An 18,748-nucleotide genomic window follows, 5' to 3' on the forward strand; every position below is an offset into this window, starting at 1 on the left:
AACCCCAAAAACATGGGACCAAAGATAAGTGCTCTCATGGGGTCATTACCGCATGAATGGACTTGAAAGCGCTGGGGTTGTGCCTTTAGGCCTAACTTATCGATATATAGCCAATCATAAAGAATACATAATCCACCAAATTTTCTTGTAAGACTTTTACTTGTCTTAGCATTAAAGTATTTATTAAAAATTGTTTTTTTAGCCAGCGGGCCACCTAAGTAATTATAAATAGACATATTATTCCTTTAACAAACTCAAACTATGTATAGCTCAAGCTCAAACTTCCTTTAAGTTATAAAGCGGCTTTTATAATGCGCTTAAGGTATGCCCATAAACAACTACTGCGCTAAGCTATTGCTCATTGTTAGTTTTAGCTAAATTAATTCCATATACTTTACGGTATAGCAACGACAAAAGGGAAAGTAATGTAATTAAAATAAACCACGTTATATTTGAATTTAAAAAAGCGCTTTTAATAAAAGAAGTTGATATGAAACTCAGTGTATTAAAATCTATTTCACCTTTAATATAAAAACTTAAGAAAGGAAATAAAATCATAATAATTAAAGAAAATAAGATTAAAAAACTGTTCAAAAAGAATGATAAGAGTTCTTTTTCAGCAGCCATCCCAGTAAATACGCCTGTTTTATCTAATGTGTTTAAATAATTTCGACAATGAAAAAAACGGTCACTTTTATTCTTTTCTTTTTTATCTTTATTCTGTTTCGAATTAAAGAAACATAACAATGACAAAATTACCCCACCCTCAATCAAGTAATAAAAAACATAAGGGTAATCACCATTAACAAGTATAAAAAAATTAGACAGAAAAAAATAGACACAGAGGTTGAATTTATCAGCCGTTTTTAATACTAAAAAAAATACTATAGACATTACCAGTGGTAATAAAAAAAACGAATCCCAAGGTACTAAACTCGAACATGCTCCAGCTACTGTGTTGCATATATTATTATCGTATGTAGTACTATTAAAACTTAAAATGGGTCTTGAGTTTAATGAATTATAACTCAATAAAAAATAGACAAAAAAACTCATAAGCATTGCGAGTGATAAATTTTTAAATGCAAAGCGATTCATAAAAATCCTTTTAAAGTACCTTAAACAATAAAAGCTCTATTATTTAAGGTTGGTTTTAATAAAGTAAAGCTACTATTTATGCTCAGCGTTGTTTTTTACATCACCATACTTCATGTCTGTTTACTTGGCAGTCATCCGGGTCTAAATAAGGTTTTAGCTCCTCAGGAAAAGCGTGTTTTTCCGTTATATCTTTATCGATTTTGAAGTAGTGCTCTATCGATTGATATAAATGCGTGCCAAGCGGGATTGATGTATCCATAAAAGTCATGGCTGTTGCATATTGCAGCGAATCCCACTCTCGGTTAAAACCACCCACGTAAAATATTGGTTTAGTGAGACGATAACGTTTCGGGTATTTTAACGGCACCATAAGGGACACAAACACGCGTGAACCACCACGGGCTGAGCCGACATTAAGCTCATTTGCACCATAGCAAACAATATCTTCGTAAGGTAAGTAAAACGGTTTTCTAAGTAATGTATGCGGAGTTTTTACAAGCCCAGTATGGCGATTAAAGTAAAACTTATCTCGGTGCGATAAAATAGCTCGGTGTTTTAACGTAAACACTCCTAAACCAAAGAGCATCACATAGATTGAAGCCATCACCCAGAAATATTCAAACCCGTCCATGATAAGAGCAAGAATATGGAAACCAAATACGAGTAATGCGAGGCTCGTACAACCAAAGCCAAGAATAGTAAATAAATTCGACCACCCCCCAAACCATGAAATAGCAAGTTGTTGCCCATCGGTGCGAACCCAATGTCCCTCAAGTGTTGACCCACTATCTGGGGATTCAAGCTCTGCCGCATATTCATCAGTAAAACGCTTACTTTTAAACGTGCGAGTTTTGAACCTGCAACCATTGAGTGCTTCGGCTTTTTTTAATCGCGTTTCATAGCTGTCTTTATGTAAGTAGTCTCTTGGCAGTTGCTCTTCGTAGGTTGCTCTATTATCACGGTATCTTCTTTCGTTTCTAGTTCGCTTTCGTATTTCAGCCACTTTCTCGGGGTTATTTTTTCTAAACTCTTCTCTTCGCACCACCGCTTTTTCATCCAAAGCCAGTTGCTTTATGGTTTTATCTTTTGCTCTAGCGGGGTCTCGACCAGGATTTTCAACGCACCACTGTTTAATTGCGTTAATACGGTTTTCTCTTTTTATTTTTTCTCGTTCTTCGTGAGTTAAACCATCTTCCTCTTCAGCAATGAGACGCTCAGCTAGCTCATTAAATATTTTTTCTTCCTCTACGTTTTTATCATCTATGTTCATAGTTACTCCTTTACGCGATCTACTTCTTATAAATTAATTACTGCTTGGCTGATTACTTGACCAATGCGGTGACTGTACCTGCGGTCATCACCCCAAGATAATGCTCCAGGTTTTTCACCCGCTTTGTAATACTCGATTGGTAAGCCATAGGTACTATTAAAACCTTGAATAGTCGGCTGGCCTTTGCCATTTGGATAAACTGTTGCCTCTAATTTAAGCTCTATTTGGTCGCCTGATTCTAACCCGAGCGCGGCCAATAAAACGTGGTTATTTGTTTCAGCTTGCCAACCTGTTCGAGCTGGCTGCAAAGTCCATATACTTTTAAGAAAAATAACCGAGTCTAAAGGAATTTGACTAAAGTGCTTATGCTTAGTGAACCTTGCCAGTCTAGAGTCATAATCTGTTAATAATGATGCCGCATAATAATTTAGCATTCCCTTATCAGGTGGAAGCATTCGCCAGCTAACTTTTGTATCGACACCTTCTTTCACTGCTACTACGGGAGCTGTTAACCCCATTGAGACTGTTTTGGAATGTTCATTCGCGATTACTTTTGTATAAGGCTTATAAAGTGCGTTATATATATCGAGTAGTGCTAAATCAGGGCGATTTCTCCATTGTTCGGCTCGCACACTTATTGAACCATCGTTAATAAAAGCAGCCTTACCCCATGGGCTTGCATGTAGCCATGCCTCAACCTCTGATTCGCTAAAGTAATAAATAAGCCCTGCCGCAATTAGAATTATCACTAAGCCTGCTATCCCAAATACGGCGATCAATGCAGATGCCCCTTTAGTGACAATGGCAATGCCCGACGCTGCGGTCATGCTTAAAAAGCCTAAAGCCATAACAGAATTAGCCGTGGCAAGATCCACATTACCCTTGTTATATTCATTAACGGCATCTCTTACAGCCACATACGTACTAATAGCACCAGCTACTAATGTAAAAAAGTTTGCAGTGTAAAATAGGGCTACTTTTGCTGATAAAACACTGAGCCTTCCTCTTAGTATTTTTTTACTAAGCTCGCTAGCTGGCACTTTATTGTCAGCATATAAAATCAACTGACCAGAGCTTGGCATACCATAACGACGCTCAATAAGGTCTTTACCTATATTCACCATTATATCAACTAAATCAGCAAACGCTGATGCTTTATCTATCGCACTAACGCCATCACCAGTTATAACGGTATAAAAGTTGATGGCTTCTAGCCCAGAAACAAACGGCAAAACACCAATACTGGCAGAGCCAACTTTGCCCATTTGCTGCTTACCCAATGCTGTTTTCGCGTATTTTTTGAGGGATTTATTATGATCTTTATACCCAGTTAAATCCCAGTTTGTTTTCCCCAGCCTAGCTTCATCTTCTCTTAAATCATCACTAAGTTCATCAAAGCTTTCTTCTAGTGCTGCCAACTTATCCTTATCTAGCACTACCATTTTTTGTATCACTTTGTTCTTGGCGTTGTCTGATTGGTAGTATTGCTTAGTGACCATGGCTTCAAGTTCATTTAAAGAGCCATCTAAGCTTGTAATAAGATCTAAACGAGCGGGTATGGTTACTTTATCGTTAACTTTAAGTTTAACAATGGGCCGCGTTCCGCCATTGCCTGGGTAACTACCCTGGCTCAGTGCTTCGTCAATACCTTCGGTTATTTTATTAAATTCTAAAATTCGTTGTTCGGCACGCTTAGAACGGCTGTCAAAATTAAGCGGGACGACTGAATCAGGTAAGTTACCTTCATAGTAGTCATTAACATCAATATCAATCTCAACGAGTAAACCATCCGAAACCATGTGCGCGAGATGCATTATTTTTTGATAGGGGTTATACGACATCGCAACTGACTTAATACGTGCCTCACTATTAAGCATGTCTAAACCCACACTTTTTAGCGTTGATAAATGCGCACGGGTGACACTACTTTTTGTTTTTGCTTGTTTAAGTAATGTTTTGTAATGATCTAATTCTTTGTTTCTTTGTTTAAGCTGCCTGTTTAATTGCTCGGTGATATCATCGCTATCAATACCTTGGTTACGCGCTTCTTGAATTAGCTCATTGCGTGTTTTTTCAGAACTTTTAATTTCGTTTTGTTTATTTTTTATCTGTTCTTTTAAGTTTGATATTTGTTGCTTTACCTCATTACTTTCTTGCTGAAGGGTAGATTGTTTTTTTCTACGAGCAGTAAACACATCTTTAATTGTTCCGCCACCTTGAGACATAGAATAAGTGGCAGATGGTACTTCCATAATAATATTAAAAAAGCCCCATATAGCTTGGCTACTACGCCTAAATACTTGCGTTAAATCGCCTTCTATATAACCATCAAGTTGATCATCTTGATTCTCCAAAGACTTAAATTCATCAATAGAAAAATCAACATTTTTAGGATCTTTTTTATCTCGAAAACACTTATATTCAGTCAAATTTGGCTTACTACTGGTTTCATCAGGGAATAGTAACTTATGTAGTTTCAATAAATTTGAACGGTCACTGGTATCCTCAGGGTGTGTACCTAACACTTTTAAGATTATGTGCTGTCCTAGGTCATTACTGTCGATTTGCTTAAGCTTTTGCGCGTCTTGGTCATACACTACGCTTGAGCGAAGCAAGTCTGCCGTTAAATCTTTTAGAGGGGCTAATACGTCACACATAAGTTGATATATATCGAGTCGTCGGTTACCTGAGTGGTATGCATAATCTCTTGCACTTTGATAAAAGCTAGAAGCAGTATCTTCATCCTCTATAAGGTCTTTTACATTGGCTCTTAGCTCATTGATATACTCACCAAGCACAAGCACTTTTTCTGTTGCTAGAAACTTTCTGAATGCTGTTTTATCAAATTTATTTTCTACCCACTTTTTATAATCATTAGCAATGTCCTGCTCTTGCTCAGAGACACTGTCTTCACCATATGTTGCTAATTTGTCAGACACAGACTGGGGGAAAGCAAAAAAGGTCTGTTGAACAAACGATGCTAATTCAAGCTCACCTCGCTGCTCTTTTGAGAGCTCATCAACACTCGAAACCGTTTGTCCATTTGCTACTTGCTCAATCGGTAGTGAGCTAATCACTGAGCGAGTAAGCGTGATATCTGCAGCGGCTTGTCTTACTTTTCCTATTGCATCGGGTATAACGGGACAATAAACTCCAGCTTTGTTTACTACATCGAGTACAACATGCTGAGGTAACTGATTGCTACTATAGCCTTGCTCAAAATCATCAAGCTTATCTAACGTAAACAATCTGTTGTTTCGAAGCTCTATTGCATCAGCATTATTATCTCCTGGCTTAACCGGCTCTCCGTAGTTTAACCTTGGGTCTTCAGGATTAAACCCTCCAAATAATTGAATTTGTTTCCACGACCACTGCACTTCAGAAAAAGCAATTTGTACTTGGCAGTTACTTCCATTAAGTTTATTAGGTACTATAATCGTTTTAAGTGTTTCACCAGTCGCCTCACGAAAGCCTTTATTTGTTTTCCAAGTAAGAGAGCCTTTCTGCCAAGCAAGATTAATATCATTAAACCTTGTTACATCTTTATCTGTCGTTACCTTAAGTTCTCGCCATAAATGCCCATCTAAATATACATATAGAAAGCCATTCCTTAGGTTATTTTTATTTCCATCAATTTCATCATCAGGATGCGCGTAGCGAAGAGGAAAAATATGAACAAGCTCAATATCCACTGCAGTGTCATCTGCATCTCTAGCATTTATTTTATAAAGCGGTATCTTATAATAACCTTCTTGGCGACCGTCAATTGACTTATCCTTCACCATTAAAGATACGCTTTTATCCCCTTCAGATTGGCTCTCAAATACCAGTTCTCTATGTTCAGCTATAATATTAACTTTGTTAGCTATACTCATATCACTCATATTATCGACACTCCATCTTCGTCTAACTTTTCAGATCCTGATATTTTTATGACTATTTTTTTACCGACTTGCTGGTCACCCAAACTACTTCTCACTTGCACACTTAACCCTCTAGGTGATGCGCCACCTGATTGCGCTAGCGGCATAGGCGGGGTGTTTTTCGAGTTTGAAATCATTAAGTCACCTTGGCGCACTGCGGGTTTGCCTTCAATGAGCACATTAAATGAGCCTATAATAAATTCAGCTTTACCATCGTTAGTGCCACTCATTAGGCCTTTTTTATCACCTGGCATATCACCCGTACTTTTTGAAAAATTACTTTTTATGTTGGCAGCACCGTTACCATTTATTTTTACTGACCCCGCCACACTTGCTACATCGCTTGCTGCGGCCATATTTGGATAAGGGATTGGGATGACACTTGGGCCTACCGTTGTTAAACATATATCAATAGTGCTTAGCTTGCCGCCGCTACTTTGGTGCACTGCGGTGCGGCCATTAATTAATACATTTTGCCCTGATACTGTGGCTACTTGCGCTGCTTGCGATTGTGTATCTTTGGTTAACTGTTCTTGACTGCCGGCTTGCCACCCTAAGTGACTTGAGACTAAATCTAAAAATAGCTGCGCGTCTGTTATAGGGGTATTAACGTCCATACCCGTTTGTGGCTCGTTCCACGGCAAAATAGGTTCGTTTTTTTCATCATCCCATTCTGGTGGCGGAATTATATAGTCGGGTATGAAGGTGTTTACCATTTCACCGAGTGTTTTTTCACGGTATTTAGGGCGTGCTATTTCATCTAAAAAAGCAGCTTCACCGGCTTCTCTGTCTTCAAAAATAGCAACATTGCTGGCTTTACCTAATGCGCCGTTACTTCGTGCGCTATTATTAAGTCCTAACAAAGTTGGGTTGTTGTGTCGCCATGTTAACGATCCACCTGAGCGCACATCGGCGGTTAGCGCGTCTACATCGTACTGAACACTACCCGCTTGTTTACCTGCGGCTGCATTAATGTATGTCATGAATTTTCACTCCTTGAAATTTTTATTAATTGCTCATTGGGTGAATTAAATAATAAAAACACATGATTTAACCCTTCACTTAATGGGTTATTTAAATAGCTATGCGTAAGTACTAACCCTGTTAGGTTATTAGCAACACCTTGATAACCTATTGTGTTGTTTAAGTCTGCAAGCTCTAGTAATTCATCTTCTGGGGTATATAGCGTTTGTGTATTAGCAAACCATTTTTTTTGCCATGCTAACGACTGTTTACCTGCAAATAAGTAAGTATCATTAACGCGAGCTTCTGCTTGGTTAAGCTGCTCACTTAATTCGCCATTAAAAAGCTGTGCTTCTAGCCCACCTTGCCCATGTGTAAGTAATGCACATCCACCTTCACCATTAATTATACCTGGGGGGCCATTTAAAACTTGCACTACATTATTTTTTGCTTGAGTACTCACATACTGGTAACTAACGCATGAATCTACGGCGATAATGAGGGTATCTGGCGCTATGCTTTTTAAATCAAGCGTTGTAGTTTGTTCAAAATCAGGGACTTGCTGCGAAATCACCTCAGCTAAAAGCTCACTGAGTGTATCGTCACTTATTACTGGGTTGTTTAACTCATCCTGTGGTAATACAAACACTATTTGGCTTATGCGGGATGTTTTTCTAAGTGTTGTAATATCAATATTTTCAAGCAACTGACTTAATAACAGTAAGCATTTGGTTTGCCTATCAAGCTGAGCAAGCTCTTCTATTTCTACCATTATGTAGGGGGCATCTAAGCTTATATCGCAACGTATTAGCGCTTTACTCGGTTTAGAAAACAACATTTGATTTGCAACAGCGGTATACAAGCTACTTGGTGTACATCCACTGGCATTTATATGGCAAAGTACATCAAACTTCATTGTTAGTTTCCTTTTTTGCCACAACTAACTGGCTATTTGCGCCTACGTGTATTGCGTCAATATAACCGCGCCATAACAAAGAAAAACTCTGCGCGTCAGAATCAATAACCAACGTATCGCAGCGCAAACTAATGGTATGTCTGTTTAATGTGTTAACTAGCTGAACAATAGGCTCTTCAAATGGAAGCTCAACTCGCTGATGCTGCCCATAAGCTTGTAACGGGTATAACCCTGAAAGTGAAAACGCCCACCCTTGTGTAAACTCATTTCTTACTCGCTGATCTAGCGGTGCCATATTGTTAAAATGTTCATCAAGTACTGTTTTAAACGGGTAATTGCCTGCCATAAGTGCTTTTTGATCAATGTCGGGCATAAGCTCTATACGCGGTGACCAATGTGATGGTATAGCTGAAAAGCTTGCAACTGGGGTAGTATGGCTCGGTTTACGAAGTAGTTGGTTTGCGTATTCAATGCAAGGTAATTGCTGCCCTTTTGCTTGTTTGTTTTTAAGCTTAAACCCTCTCCCTATCGGATTTTCAAGCAGATAATTAGACTCATCGTTAAAGTCTTTTCCACCAAAGGCATTGCTGTAATTAATGGGTGTAGGCTCAATAATATTAGGATCAGTTGCAACAGGCCCAAGTAAAGAGCGCTTCCAAAAGCGTGCGCCAGTTACACGTAAACGTTTTTTAAATAGTGGCTGCGTTTTATTATGAAGACCAAGCTCTACTTCAATCACTCGTGCTTGTTTGGCTTTAGGTGGGTAAGCTGTAAAGTTGCCATACACTTCAAATCCATGTTTAAAGGCAACTTGCTCGTTTACTTCACTCAGTGGTGTATATGCGGGGTCGCCATCGTAGTCATCAGCTAAAACAATATCGGGGCCGGGCTCGTTTGGTGTTACATTGCCTTTTTCGTCAAATTCAAAATTTTGTTTTACAAGGACAACTTTAGCCAACGTACGGTCACTCAACCAACCATCAAAAAAGCTAGCCTGCCAAGGAGAAAAGTTATTCAGCACTTGGGCTCTCCGCTATAACACTTTGCCATTGTTTGGCGCTCAGTAATACATGGTACAAACCACAGGCCTTTTGCAAAGAATAATGTGGTGCTACAACGCGTTGCACAACTTCACCTGCAAGCATTTTTAATTTTTGTTTTGCATTACTGCACACAAAGCTAACGCCGTTTAACAATTGATCCCCTGGGACAAGTGCAAACGCTTGCCTTACATGCTCTGCATCGTCAAGGTTTATGCCGCTGTGTACGTTTTTTTCGTTATTTGATTCTACTACAGTTACTTTGTTTGCTTGGGCAAGCGCTCTGTTAGTAATAATTAGCCATGCTGCGTAAGCTGGTTTTTGAGTTACCCCATGCGCCATTAAATTAATAAATAAAGGCAATGCACGCTTATATACAAAGTGGCTTAGTACATGTTGGCAAAGCCCGGGGTTAGCTTTACAAAAAAGTAGGCAAGGTTCATCCCAGCGCGGATCGTTAGTAAGCCCTGCTAGGGCAAGTAATTTTGCTTTTTTGTCGTCATCATTTGTTTTAGCAAATACTTTAAATAGTATGTCTGATAAGTTACTTGTTTTATTACAATAGGCATTCACGAGTGCTGCATAAGCAATATCAAAGTTAGCATGTAACATGGCACTATTTAGCTCTGTTTCACTCAATTGCTGTGAAAAAAGTAAAGTAATCGCGGTGCTATCAAGCTGTTCTTTTTCGTTGAGTACACTATTACGCAGTGCTTTATTATCATCTAACTGCCAATAACCAAGTAAGTGCTGTAATACACTGTAATAACTTAAATGTTTATCCGACTTTAAAGCTAAAAAAGTTTCGCCGCTGTTAAGTTCACTTTTTAAATTAAGACTTTGTAGCAATAGCGTGTAGATACTGTGGTGCTCTGGGCTTTCTATCGCAAGGGTAATAAATTCATTAAGCGCTAAACGGCTTACTTGTGTTAAATTTTTACCTGCAAAGTAATCTGTGGGTGCATCACTTTTTAAATCGCTGAGTGTGTATAAATGATTTAGTAATTGGCTTTCAATTACATTGAGTCGCGCAAGCGGATAAACGCCTTGCGCTTGCAACTTATGTTTGTGTTTTAATAGAGTAGTTAAACGCTGCTGATGCTGCTTAACTTTAGCGACTTGAGCAAACATAGTGTTAATTGAGCCTAATTGGCCAGCCAGCCAAAGTAAGATCTTGCTCGCTATTAGCCGTTATATCTCGCCCTTCGAGCACTATCGTCCCGTCGGCAAATACTTCTATCGTCCCTTTAGCCGTTTGAAGGCTAATACTTTGCTGAGCTTCAATAACAATATGGCCTTGGCTATTTTGAATGAATGCAGCGGGTGCTTGATCTTCATTTGCAAGTAGGCCTGTTACTATAAAGCCCTGTGCAGTATGGGTAAGCAGTACTGTGTCGCCCACTTGGCATGGTGTTATATGCGCCGCTTGTGCTACCACATTATGTTCGTCGTTATTTATTGTAACGCCTTTAACTCGGCCAAATTCATCAACTTTACTTACAGGTGCAAGTTGCTGATCGTGATTAAATATACTTTTAACTTTAGCGTTCATTAAATTACTCCTTTAACTTAGTTATTACTAATTGCACTGCCTTTAATTGCTATATTAGTGGCACTTAACGTTATATTAGTGGCATCAATTGTGAGGTTACCCGCAGCATCAATTTCTATACTTGCGCCACCTTGACTTAACTGAATTGAACCCTGCCCATTTGCTTTTATAGTAATGTTACCGCCACTATTTAGCTCTAAATCACCTTGAGGTGCTTGTAGCTCAAGGTTGCCGTCAACCGAGTAAACGCTAATGTCTTGCTGCGCTTGCATTTTAAGCTCATCAGCTGCTGTGAGCTCTAAGTTACCGTCAGCCGCTTGAATACGACTATTTGAGGCTGAGTTTAGAGTTAAATCCGCAGCCGAGGTAACTGTAATATCTCCCTCGCGGGTTTGAATTTGCAGATTGTTTTCTACTCGGGTTGTAAAATTATTAGCGACTGTAAAGTTTGCGTCGTTCTCGGCAACAAACTGAAGGTTTTCTTTCGCTGAAATTTTAACATCACCATCAACAGACTTTAACATTGCCTGGTGCGCACCATTTGTTGCATCGAGTATTAATTGGTTTTTATTGTTTTTATTGGCAAGGCTTATCTTCTCTTCGCCTTTTTTGTCATCCATTACAAAGCTGTGCCCAGCTTTAGTTACTAATTTGTTTTCAGTTGGGTTTTCGCTTGTAACAGGGTTTGGAGCATTTTCATTATAAAGTGCGCCTAAAATTATAGGCCTGTCTAAATCACCATTTTCACCACACACGAGCACTTCTGTACCTTGCGTTAGTGGAAAATGCATACCGTGCCCACTGCCGCCGTAAGGTTGCATTAAACGTGTAGGACGGCTTTCTTGGCCTTCTCCATCTTGGTTAAATGGTAGTTTTACTACGTAGTTACCTTTGTCGTCAATTTCTTGCTCAATTAATGCATTAAACGTTGCAAATACTCGCCTCGCTGGGCGTAATGGAGCTTTATAAGGCTGATTAACACTAGTTAAATAAGCCTGGTTTTTATACGTTAAACCCTTCACATTTGAGCCGTATTCAACCGAAGCACTTTGGCTACCTTTGTGCTCTACACGCGTCACTAAATACTGACCATCATGCTCTGGATGGTCATAAATATTTAAACGCATACCAGGGCGAAGCGCCCTGCAGTCTGTATCTATTATTATTTGCTCACGTTGGCAATCAAACGCTTGCTGTCTGATAGTTGCTAAGTCTTGGCCTTCGTTTGATTGCCCGTAATTATCACCGTAATGACTATCTTCACCAAAACCAATAACTGACGCACTGTTATTTTTTGAAACTTGCAAATTACCCGGAGCTTGGTAGTTGTAATCATCTAAGTGCGTACTTTGTGGAAATAATTGGGCCTGTCTACTTATAGCAAAAATTGACTCACTCGTTCTTACTTGCCCAGATGGCGGTACATAGCTTAGGTTTATTTCATCAAACTCTTGCGCTATACCATTAGAATCATTGCAAATATACAATGTACATTCACCACCCGTTTGCTCTACAAAGCTGTATACAAAACCGTGCTTACGCATTAAGCGTGTTACAAATTCGTAATCAGTTTCGTTGTACTGCACGGTCATATCGAGCATGGTTGAGCTTGCTTGCACATTTAATTTTTGCGCAGGGAAACCTGCTTTTTCAAACACGCTCGAAATAATTTTACCTGCATCCATAGCAGTAAATACACGGTTAGAATGCTGATGCTTAAGTAATGTTAAATGAGAACTCATGATCAAAGTATAGTGGTACCCCTGATGACTTTGACCATGCGCTATAAAACCACTAATTAACCCTGATATAGTCCGATCTAACATTGACCACACTAGTGATAACGATACATCTTTGCCTATTAGCATTTCAGATGTTAAATGCTCAGGGCTCAATACTTGGATTTTAAATTCATAGTCTTCACATAAACGATCGTCTCTAGACTCAAAGTCGGTTACATAGACCATTCCGTCAGGCATGCCTTGTATAGCAACACTAAAGTGACTTTTATTGGCCTTGAGTTCGTTAAATATGTCCATGAATCCCATTTTTACGTCCTTTTATTTAAGCGTTATCTGCAAATGTCGCTGTAATTTCGTCTTGTTCGTCAACAGCCAGCGTTAAAATATCAGGCATGTCTTCTTCTGCCATAAACTCTAAAATTGATTTAGCGATACCAGGGAGTATTTGCTGCTCTATAACTGCATTTACCATACGTGCACCACTATCAGAAAGCGTACATTGAGTAGTCAGTTTTTCTAAAACACTGGCATCTACTCGTAGCTGCATTTTGTGGTTTTCGTGCAAACGTGTAGCAATAGCTTCAAGTTTCAGGCTAACGATAGATTGCAGTGCTTCTGAATCAAGCGCTAAGTAAGGTATAACTTGCATACGGGCAAGCAAAGCCGGCGCAAAAAAAGCAAGTAGCTGCGGCTTAATTAAATCAGTAAGCGCACCGATTGATGGTACTTTCCAAGGTGTTCCGTCTTCATTTATAGGTGCTTGCGTTGGATTTAGCGCTTCGTTAATAGCTGCTTCTTGCTCGCTTTGCTGTACCTGTTCTTCCTCATCATCTTGAGGACTTAGGTCTATAACTGTAGGCGGTGTACACGCATCGATTAACTCTGCTGAGCCTAAATTAGATGTCATGATAATTACAGTATTTTTAAAGTCTATTTCACGCCCTTCACCGTCACGCATGGTGCCACGCTCAAATACTTGATAAAACATGTTCATTACATCTTTGTGCGCTTTTTCAACCTCATCAAGTAAAATTACTGAATATGGACGCTGCCTTACCGCTTCGGTTAATACACCTCCTTCTCCATAACCAACATACCCCGGAGGTGAACCTTTTAATTGCGATACAGTGTGCGACTCTTGGTACTCACTCATGTTTATAGTGGTTAAAAACTTATCGCCACCAAATAATTGTTTAGCTAAGCAGCGAGCGGTTTCTGTTTTACCTACACCTGAGGGGCCTGCCAATAAAAATACGCCTAGCGGACCTTCATCGTTACTTACGCCGGCTTTACTCACCCTTAGCGTTTGCGCTATTTTAGCCAATCCTGCCTGTTGCCCTATAACTTCTTGGCTAATTGTGGCTTCTAGGTTAATTAAATTACTAATCTGATCTTTTACCATTGCCCCTACAGGCACACCGGTCCACTGTGAAATAATTTGTGCAACAGCATCTGCATCTACTTCACTAAATAAGCCGTTGTCTTGTGTATTTTGCTCTTTAAGCGATTGGCGAAGTGTCAGTAATGATTCGCTATCAAGCTCTTGATCAGTTGCCTGCTTTATCTCGTTAATTTGACTCAAAGTCGAAATTTGAGATTCACGCGAGTGAGTAAGTTGCGCCAATTTATTTTGTGCAATAACCAGCTCTTCAACTAAGTGGGTAAGCTTATCTTTATCAACAACTAAACCTTGGCCTAGCTCTATATTAAGGCTATTAATTCTGGTTTCTAAATAATTAATGTGCTCGCGCTCAGACTCAATAGCAGCAGGATCTGTAGCAAACGACATACGCACTCTTGCCGCTGCGGTGTCTAATACATCAATAGCTTTGTCTGGTAATTGGCGACCTGTTATATAGCGCGACGATAAAACAACAGCAGCTTCTATAGCATCATCCGTAATTTGAATATTATGATGCTCTTGATATTTATCTTTTAAGCCTGCTAGCATTAATTGAGCAGCTTGCTCTGTTGGCTCATCTACTTTAATAAGCTGAAAACGGCGTTCTAGTGCGGCATCACGTTCAAAATATTTTTTATACTCGCTCCATGTTGTAGCAGCAACGGTTCTTAATTCTCCGCGCGCTAATGCTGGCTTTAATAAATTTGCCGCATCACTCATGCCTGCATCACCACCGGCACCAATTAAAGTGTGTGCTTCATCAATAAACATAATTATTGGCGTTGTTGAATTTTTAACTTCGTCGATTACTGTTTTTAAGCGGCGCTCAAACTCACCTTTAACTCCGGCACCTGCTTGCAATAACCCCATATCAAGCACCAATAAGCGTACGCCTTGCAAATCACTTGGTACTTGCCCATCAATTATACGCTGGGCAAAACCTTCAACCACTGCTGTTTTACCTACACCTGGGTCACCCACTAAAATAGGGTTATTTTTTCTTCGACGGCATAACACATCGACCATCATACGAATTTCGTCATTACGACCGAGAACCGGGTCGATTTTACCCTGTTTTGCTTTTTCAGTTAAATCTTCACAGTACTCATCAAGCGCAGCTGTACCGTGCGATGAATCTGCTTGATTTGCAGACTTTGATTTAGCTACTGGGTTTAAACGCTCTGAAGATTGCTGACAAATTTTATCTAAATTTTCAGCTAAAAAGCGTGAATCTATTTTATCCAGTAAAGCCGGTAGTTGAAGTACAGGGCTGTAAGGTAATAACTCTGTTAATGAATCAATAAGCGCAGCACCTGTTATAAAATCACTTTTATGCTGAACATTAGCACTTAACCATGCACGCTCTAGCCATTCGTATAAACGACGAGAAAATGTAGGCTTACTTTGATTACCGGCAGGCTGTTTATTTAAAAAGTCTAATAGCTCATGCCATACTTTATCTTGATTAATATTAAAAAAATGAAAAATGTGCTCAAGGTCACCATTACTTCCTTCTTCCATCAACTTAATAAGTAAATGCTCAGGAAGCACTTCAAAATGACTACGACTACTCGCAAACCCAGCGGCTGATTCAAGTGCTGTTGCGGTGTGGCCATTTAATTTATCTATGAGTTGTTTTATACCTTTAGCATCCATTTTTTTATCCTTAATTCCTTAGTGTTTATACTGTTGATGACTGTAGCTATGTGTTGTTGTATTTGCAGCTGCAGCCCCTAAATATGAATTGTGTCCAAGTACTAACGGTTGCTGACCAAGTGCTTGCTCAGCAACCGCCTCATTAGCTACCTTTATTTGGCAAACCCACTCTACATTACTTGGTAGATGCGCAGTCAGAAGTGCAGCCATTTTTATACCTTCTTCGCTTCTTGGCGTTAAGCTCATGGCTGTATCACTATTAACTGGGCCTATATCTATTGTTAAAATACTTCCGCTAACCAATACCTGTGTACCAAGTACTGCAGAGTTACCTAAAACCATTTGGCTCTCTTCGCCTATTGCACTTGGCGTATCTATTTTTTGCCAATTAGCTCGTGTGTCGTCAACTTTTAGCGTGTCTATATTTAAGCTATGTTTAAGAAGCTGCGCTAAGCCTGCTGCACTAGTTTGCTTTAAACTGGCAATACCACACTGAATTTTTTGATCTGTTTTACCCAGTAAAATAGATTCAACTAACCCATCAAATTGGCTCGCGCCTCTACCCGCTATATTAATCTGCGACTTTTTCCAGGCCTGAAAAAGTTGGCAATAAAGTACATGATTAAATATATCTAAAAACTGACGAACGCGATCACCGCTTTGTTCATCGCTTGCTGCTTGCTCTAATACATAATGTGGCATGGGTGCATCTACACCATACAAGCCTAAAAAAGAGGTCGATAAGCTTAATCTTCCCCTGCCGTCGTTTTCTAATACACATTCGCGTACATCAGTAGCCGGAAAACCAAGCTCTTTAAAAGGTTTAAAAACAACTCTGTTACTAATCCCTTGCTCTAACTCTTGAGATGCGGCCCAATGTTTTTCTATTAAGCTCATCGCTTTAAATAAGTTAAACCGCCAAGGCTGCTCTATAAGTAGCTCTATTGGGGCGGGTAACTTAGACCAAACAGGATGCGCATGGCTTTTCTCAGCATAACTCATAGCTGATAGCTCTTACCTGGTTCAATATCCCAACTCCATGACTTATAACTAGGAATTGCATTAACACGCGTTTGTACGCTTTCGTTTATAGGGGCATACATTAAAAAGAATTCATGTAATACATTACAAAAATGATATAAATCGGCATCACCAACAAATTTGCTTTCATCAATATCAATAAGTACATCAACACCTTTGATAAATATTCCGCGCTTAATTTGACTGATTGGCGTTGCTGTTATTTTTAAAATGCTTTCAATTCTTAATCTATTCTCAGCTTTATCAGACCAATCAAACAACACAAGTAACCTTTTTAGCTCTGTAACTTGCGTAATTTGCGAAAACTTTACATTTAACAAGCTAATAAGCTGCCAATGCTTTGGCTGACTTGGACATGCTAAATAATTAGTTGGGCGTATAACATTTTTAACCTCAACGATGCTCGGCATATCTTTTCCGCCTTCGCTCAAGTCTCCCTCTTGCAAAAGCTGACGAGGCCAACCAGCATTAAAAGAGGTTAAATCAACTGATAGAGTTTCTTTTTCATCTTCTAAATTAAAAGGGAGTTGTAAATAATGAGTTGGGGCTGCTGCACCTACATCTTTAGTGAGCACAGTAAATAGCTTTTTCTCGTCTTCAAATACGCTTTGATAACGAGGCGTATAATCATACGATTGCCCCGTTACAGAATTTCGACCGGCAACTGCATCAACCGTGTAGCTAAAAACGTGGTCAAAACGAGTCTGATCTGCACTTATCATATAATCAGTACGGTTAGGCTCTATTTTAATTGGCTCTGCAGCTTGGCTAAATAAATTAACTGCTGGCACGCAATTGATTAAAATGTTCTCTTTACTTAACTGATGACCCGGCGGTAATTTATTATCCCCCCTAAATACGATTTCAAAACGGTCAATATGCTCAGGAAACTCTTCGTCTTTTAAACCATCAAATGTTAAAAAATAAAACCTATCTTTTGCATTAAAATAATCAAGTAAAAGTGCATATCCGGGATGACTTTTAGCCGCGCTAGGCAGTAAAGCGCCATCTATATCTAAATAAGTAGCGCTGCAACCTTTTGCTTTTAACTTTTTATTGAACTCAAAATGGTTAGCACCAAAATCAAGTTCTGCTTGTTTATTAGGTGTTTTTAATAATTGAAATAAGGCACTGCATAATGGTGTATCGCCACGTAAATAAAAGTTTAGTTTAGATAAATCAAAATTACTGCGTTCACCTTGGCATACAAACTTAAGCCCTATTCGTAGCTCTGCACCTAAGTGCGACTCTTGATATCGAACATGCTCAACATCTAATGGGACAACGTCTAAACCGTGAGTTGTGCTAAAAATTATTTTTTTATTATCGGCCTTTGCTTTAGGCGGATTAAGCTGTAAACCTTTTGAAATAGAGTGTGTTTTTTGCATAGCCAATTTAGGCTTAAATTGCACCACAGTACTAGAAGGATAATAACTTAGGAGTATTGGACACAGTTGACGCAGCACTTGCTCTGAAACTTCAGGTACTGACTCATCTAAACGCTTTTGAGTATGGGCAGTTAAGTACGCCACGCCTTCTAATAAGCGCTCAATATGAGGGTCTCTATCTTTTAATGCATCAATGTTAAGCATTCCTGCATGCTCAGGATAAAACTGAGCAAACTGCTTACCAGCTTGGGTTAACAAGCGCATTTGTGCATCAAAATATTGCTGCATTCATCAATCCTTTAAATAATATTAATTATTGTTTTTTTGCATGTTGCATAACGTCTGCTTTACCGCCAGATTCAAATCGAGTGTTTAGCTTGATACTTTGTCCGCTCGTTAAAAACGCTTGAATATCTAGCCTTATTACACAATTATCTTCTTTAATTTCAACAGGTGTTACATTTGCATATCGTACGCGTGGTTCGTACTTTTCTATCAATTTTTTAACCTCAAACGCTAACGTGTGTTGTGAATATGGTAACCCCTCGTAAATATCCTCTACATCGGGCAAACCATAGTCAGACAAGTGCTTTAACACGCCTCTTCTTGCATTTAAAAGCTCATTTAAATGCTTGCACACACTAACCTGCTCATCAGTTTGAAAACCATGATGGCCATTGCGTGTAACTGGTTGAGTTAAAAAATCGAATAACGCCATATCTACATCTCAATAAAAGGATATGCTTGCGCATATCCT

13 protein-coding genes and 1 pseudogene are annotated in these 18,748 nt (G+C 39.2%); all 14 read right to left on the minus strand.

Annotated elements, in window-relative coordinates; genetic code table 11:
- Positions 1 to 236, minus strand: a pseudogene (locus tag I6F50_RS20350) (hypothetical protein); the annotation flags it as partial.
- A 115-nt stretch (positions 237 to 351) separates the two neighbouring features.
- Entirely contained in the window at positions 352 to 1,098 is a 747-nt protein-coding gene (locus I6F50_RS18415; RefSeq protein WP_197141863.1) for a hypothetical protein, read from the minus strand.
- A gap of 100 nt (positions 1,099 to 1,198) precedes the next feature.
- The gene (locus I6F50_RS18420) at positions 1,199 to 2,368 is read right to left on the minus strand and encodes a hypothetical protein (RefSeq protein ID WP_231613036.1); all 1,170 of its coding nucleotides are present in this window, start codon (positions 2,366 to 2,368) and stop codon (positions 1,199 to 1,201) included.
- Positions 2,369 to 2,394: 26 nt separating this feature from the next.
- Positions 2,395 to 6,252 carry a toxin VasX gene (locus I6F50_RS18425; RefSeq protein ID WP_197141865.1) on the minus strand — a complete coding sequence of 1,286 codons (3,858 nt, stop codon included), beginning with the start codon at positions 6,250 to 6,252 and terminating at the stop codon, positions 2,395 to 2,397.
- On the minus strand, positions 6,249 to 7,274 hold the full coding sequence (locus I6F50_RS18430) for a DUF4150 domain-containing protein (RefSeq protein WP_197176955.1): 1,026 nt from the start codon (positions 7,272 to 7,274) through the stop codon (positions 6,249 to 6,251). The genes I6F50_RS18425 and I6F50_RS18430 overlap by 4 nt, the downstream gene beginning before the upstream one ends.
- A complete protein-coding gene (locus I6F50_RS18435; RefSeq protein ID WP_165739414.1) occupies positions 7,271 to 8,170 on the minus strand; it encodes a hypothetical protein in 900 nt (299 codons plus the stop codon). The genes I6F50_RS18430 and I6F50_RS18435 overlap by 4 nt, the downstream gene beginning before the upstream one ends.
- Positions 8,160 to 9,191: a DUF2169 domain-containing protein gene (locus tag I6F50_RS18440; protein WP_197176956.1), complete on the minus strand. Its 1,032-nt coding sequence runs from the start codon at positions 9,189 to 9,191 to the stop codon at positions 8,160 to 8,162. The genes I6F50_RS18435 and I6F50_RS18440 overlap by 11 nt, the downstream gene beginning before the upstream one ends.
- Positions 9,181 to 10,341 carry a hypothetical protein gene (locus I6F50_RS18445; RefSeq protein WP_197176957.1) on the minus strand — a complete coding sequence of 387 codons (1,161 nt, stop codon included), beginning with the start codon at positions 10,339 to 10,341 and terminating at the stop codon, positions 9,181 to 9,183. The genes I6F50_RS18440 and I6F50_RS18445 overlap by 11 nt, the downstream gene beginning before the upstream one ends.
- A gap of 4 nt (positions 10,342 to 10,345) precedes the next feature.
- Positions 10,346 to 10,762 (minus strand): hypothetical protein, encoded by a 417-nt coding sequence (locus tag I6F50_RS18450; RefSeq protein WP_165729459.1) that lies wholly within the window; start codon positions 10,760 to 10,762, stop codon positions 10,346 to 10,348.
- Positions 10,763 to 10,779: 17 nt separating this feature from the next.
- Entirely contained in the window at positions 10,780 to 12,801 is a 2,022-nt protein-coding gene (locus I6F50_RS18455; RefSeq protein ID WP_197176991.1) for a type VI secretion system Vgr family protein, read from the minus strand.
- A gap of 25 nt (positions 12,802 to 12,826) precedes the next feature.
- Positions 12,827 to 15,562: a type VI secretion system ATPase TssH gene (gene tssH, locus I6F50_RS18460; RefSeq protein ID WP_197176960.1), complete on the minus strand. Its 2,736-nt coding sequence runs from the start codon at positions 15,560 to 15,562 to the stop codon at positions 12,827 to 12,829.
- Positions 15,563 to 15,580: 18 nt separating this feature from the next.
- Complete coding sequence (gene tssG / locus I6F50_RS18465; protein ID WP_197176969.1) at positions 15,581 to 16,564, minus strand: type VI secretion system baseplate subunit TssG; 984 nt, start codon at positions 16,562 to 16,564, stop codon at positions 15,581 to 15,583.
- Positions 16,561 to 18,279 (minus strand): type VI secretion system baseplate subunit TssF, encoded by a 1,719-nt coding sequence (tssF, locus tag I6F50_RS18470; protein ID WP_197120040.1) that lies wholly within the window; start codon positions 18,277 to 18,279, stop codon positions 16,561 to 16,563. The genes tssG and tssF overlap by 4 nt, the downstream gene beginning before the upstream one ends.
- A gap of 25 nt (positions 18,280 to 18,304) precedes the next feature.
- Positions 18,305 to 18,709 (minus strand): type VI secretion system baseplate subunit TssE, encoded by a 405-nt coding sequence (tssE, locus tag I6F50_RS18475; RefSeq protein WP_197120039.1) that lies wholly within the window; start codon positions 18,707 to 18,709, stop codon positions 18,305 to 18,307.
- Positions 18,710 to 18,748 lie beyond the last annotated feature (39 nt).

It is taken from the genome of Pseudoalteromonas sp. NZS127_1, from assembly GCF_015864295.1.
In the GTDB taxonomy this organism is placed as follows: domain Bacteria; phylum Pseudomonadota; class Gammaproteobacteria; order Enterobacterales; family Alteromonadaceae; genus Pseudoalteromonas; species Pseudoalteromonas arctica.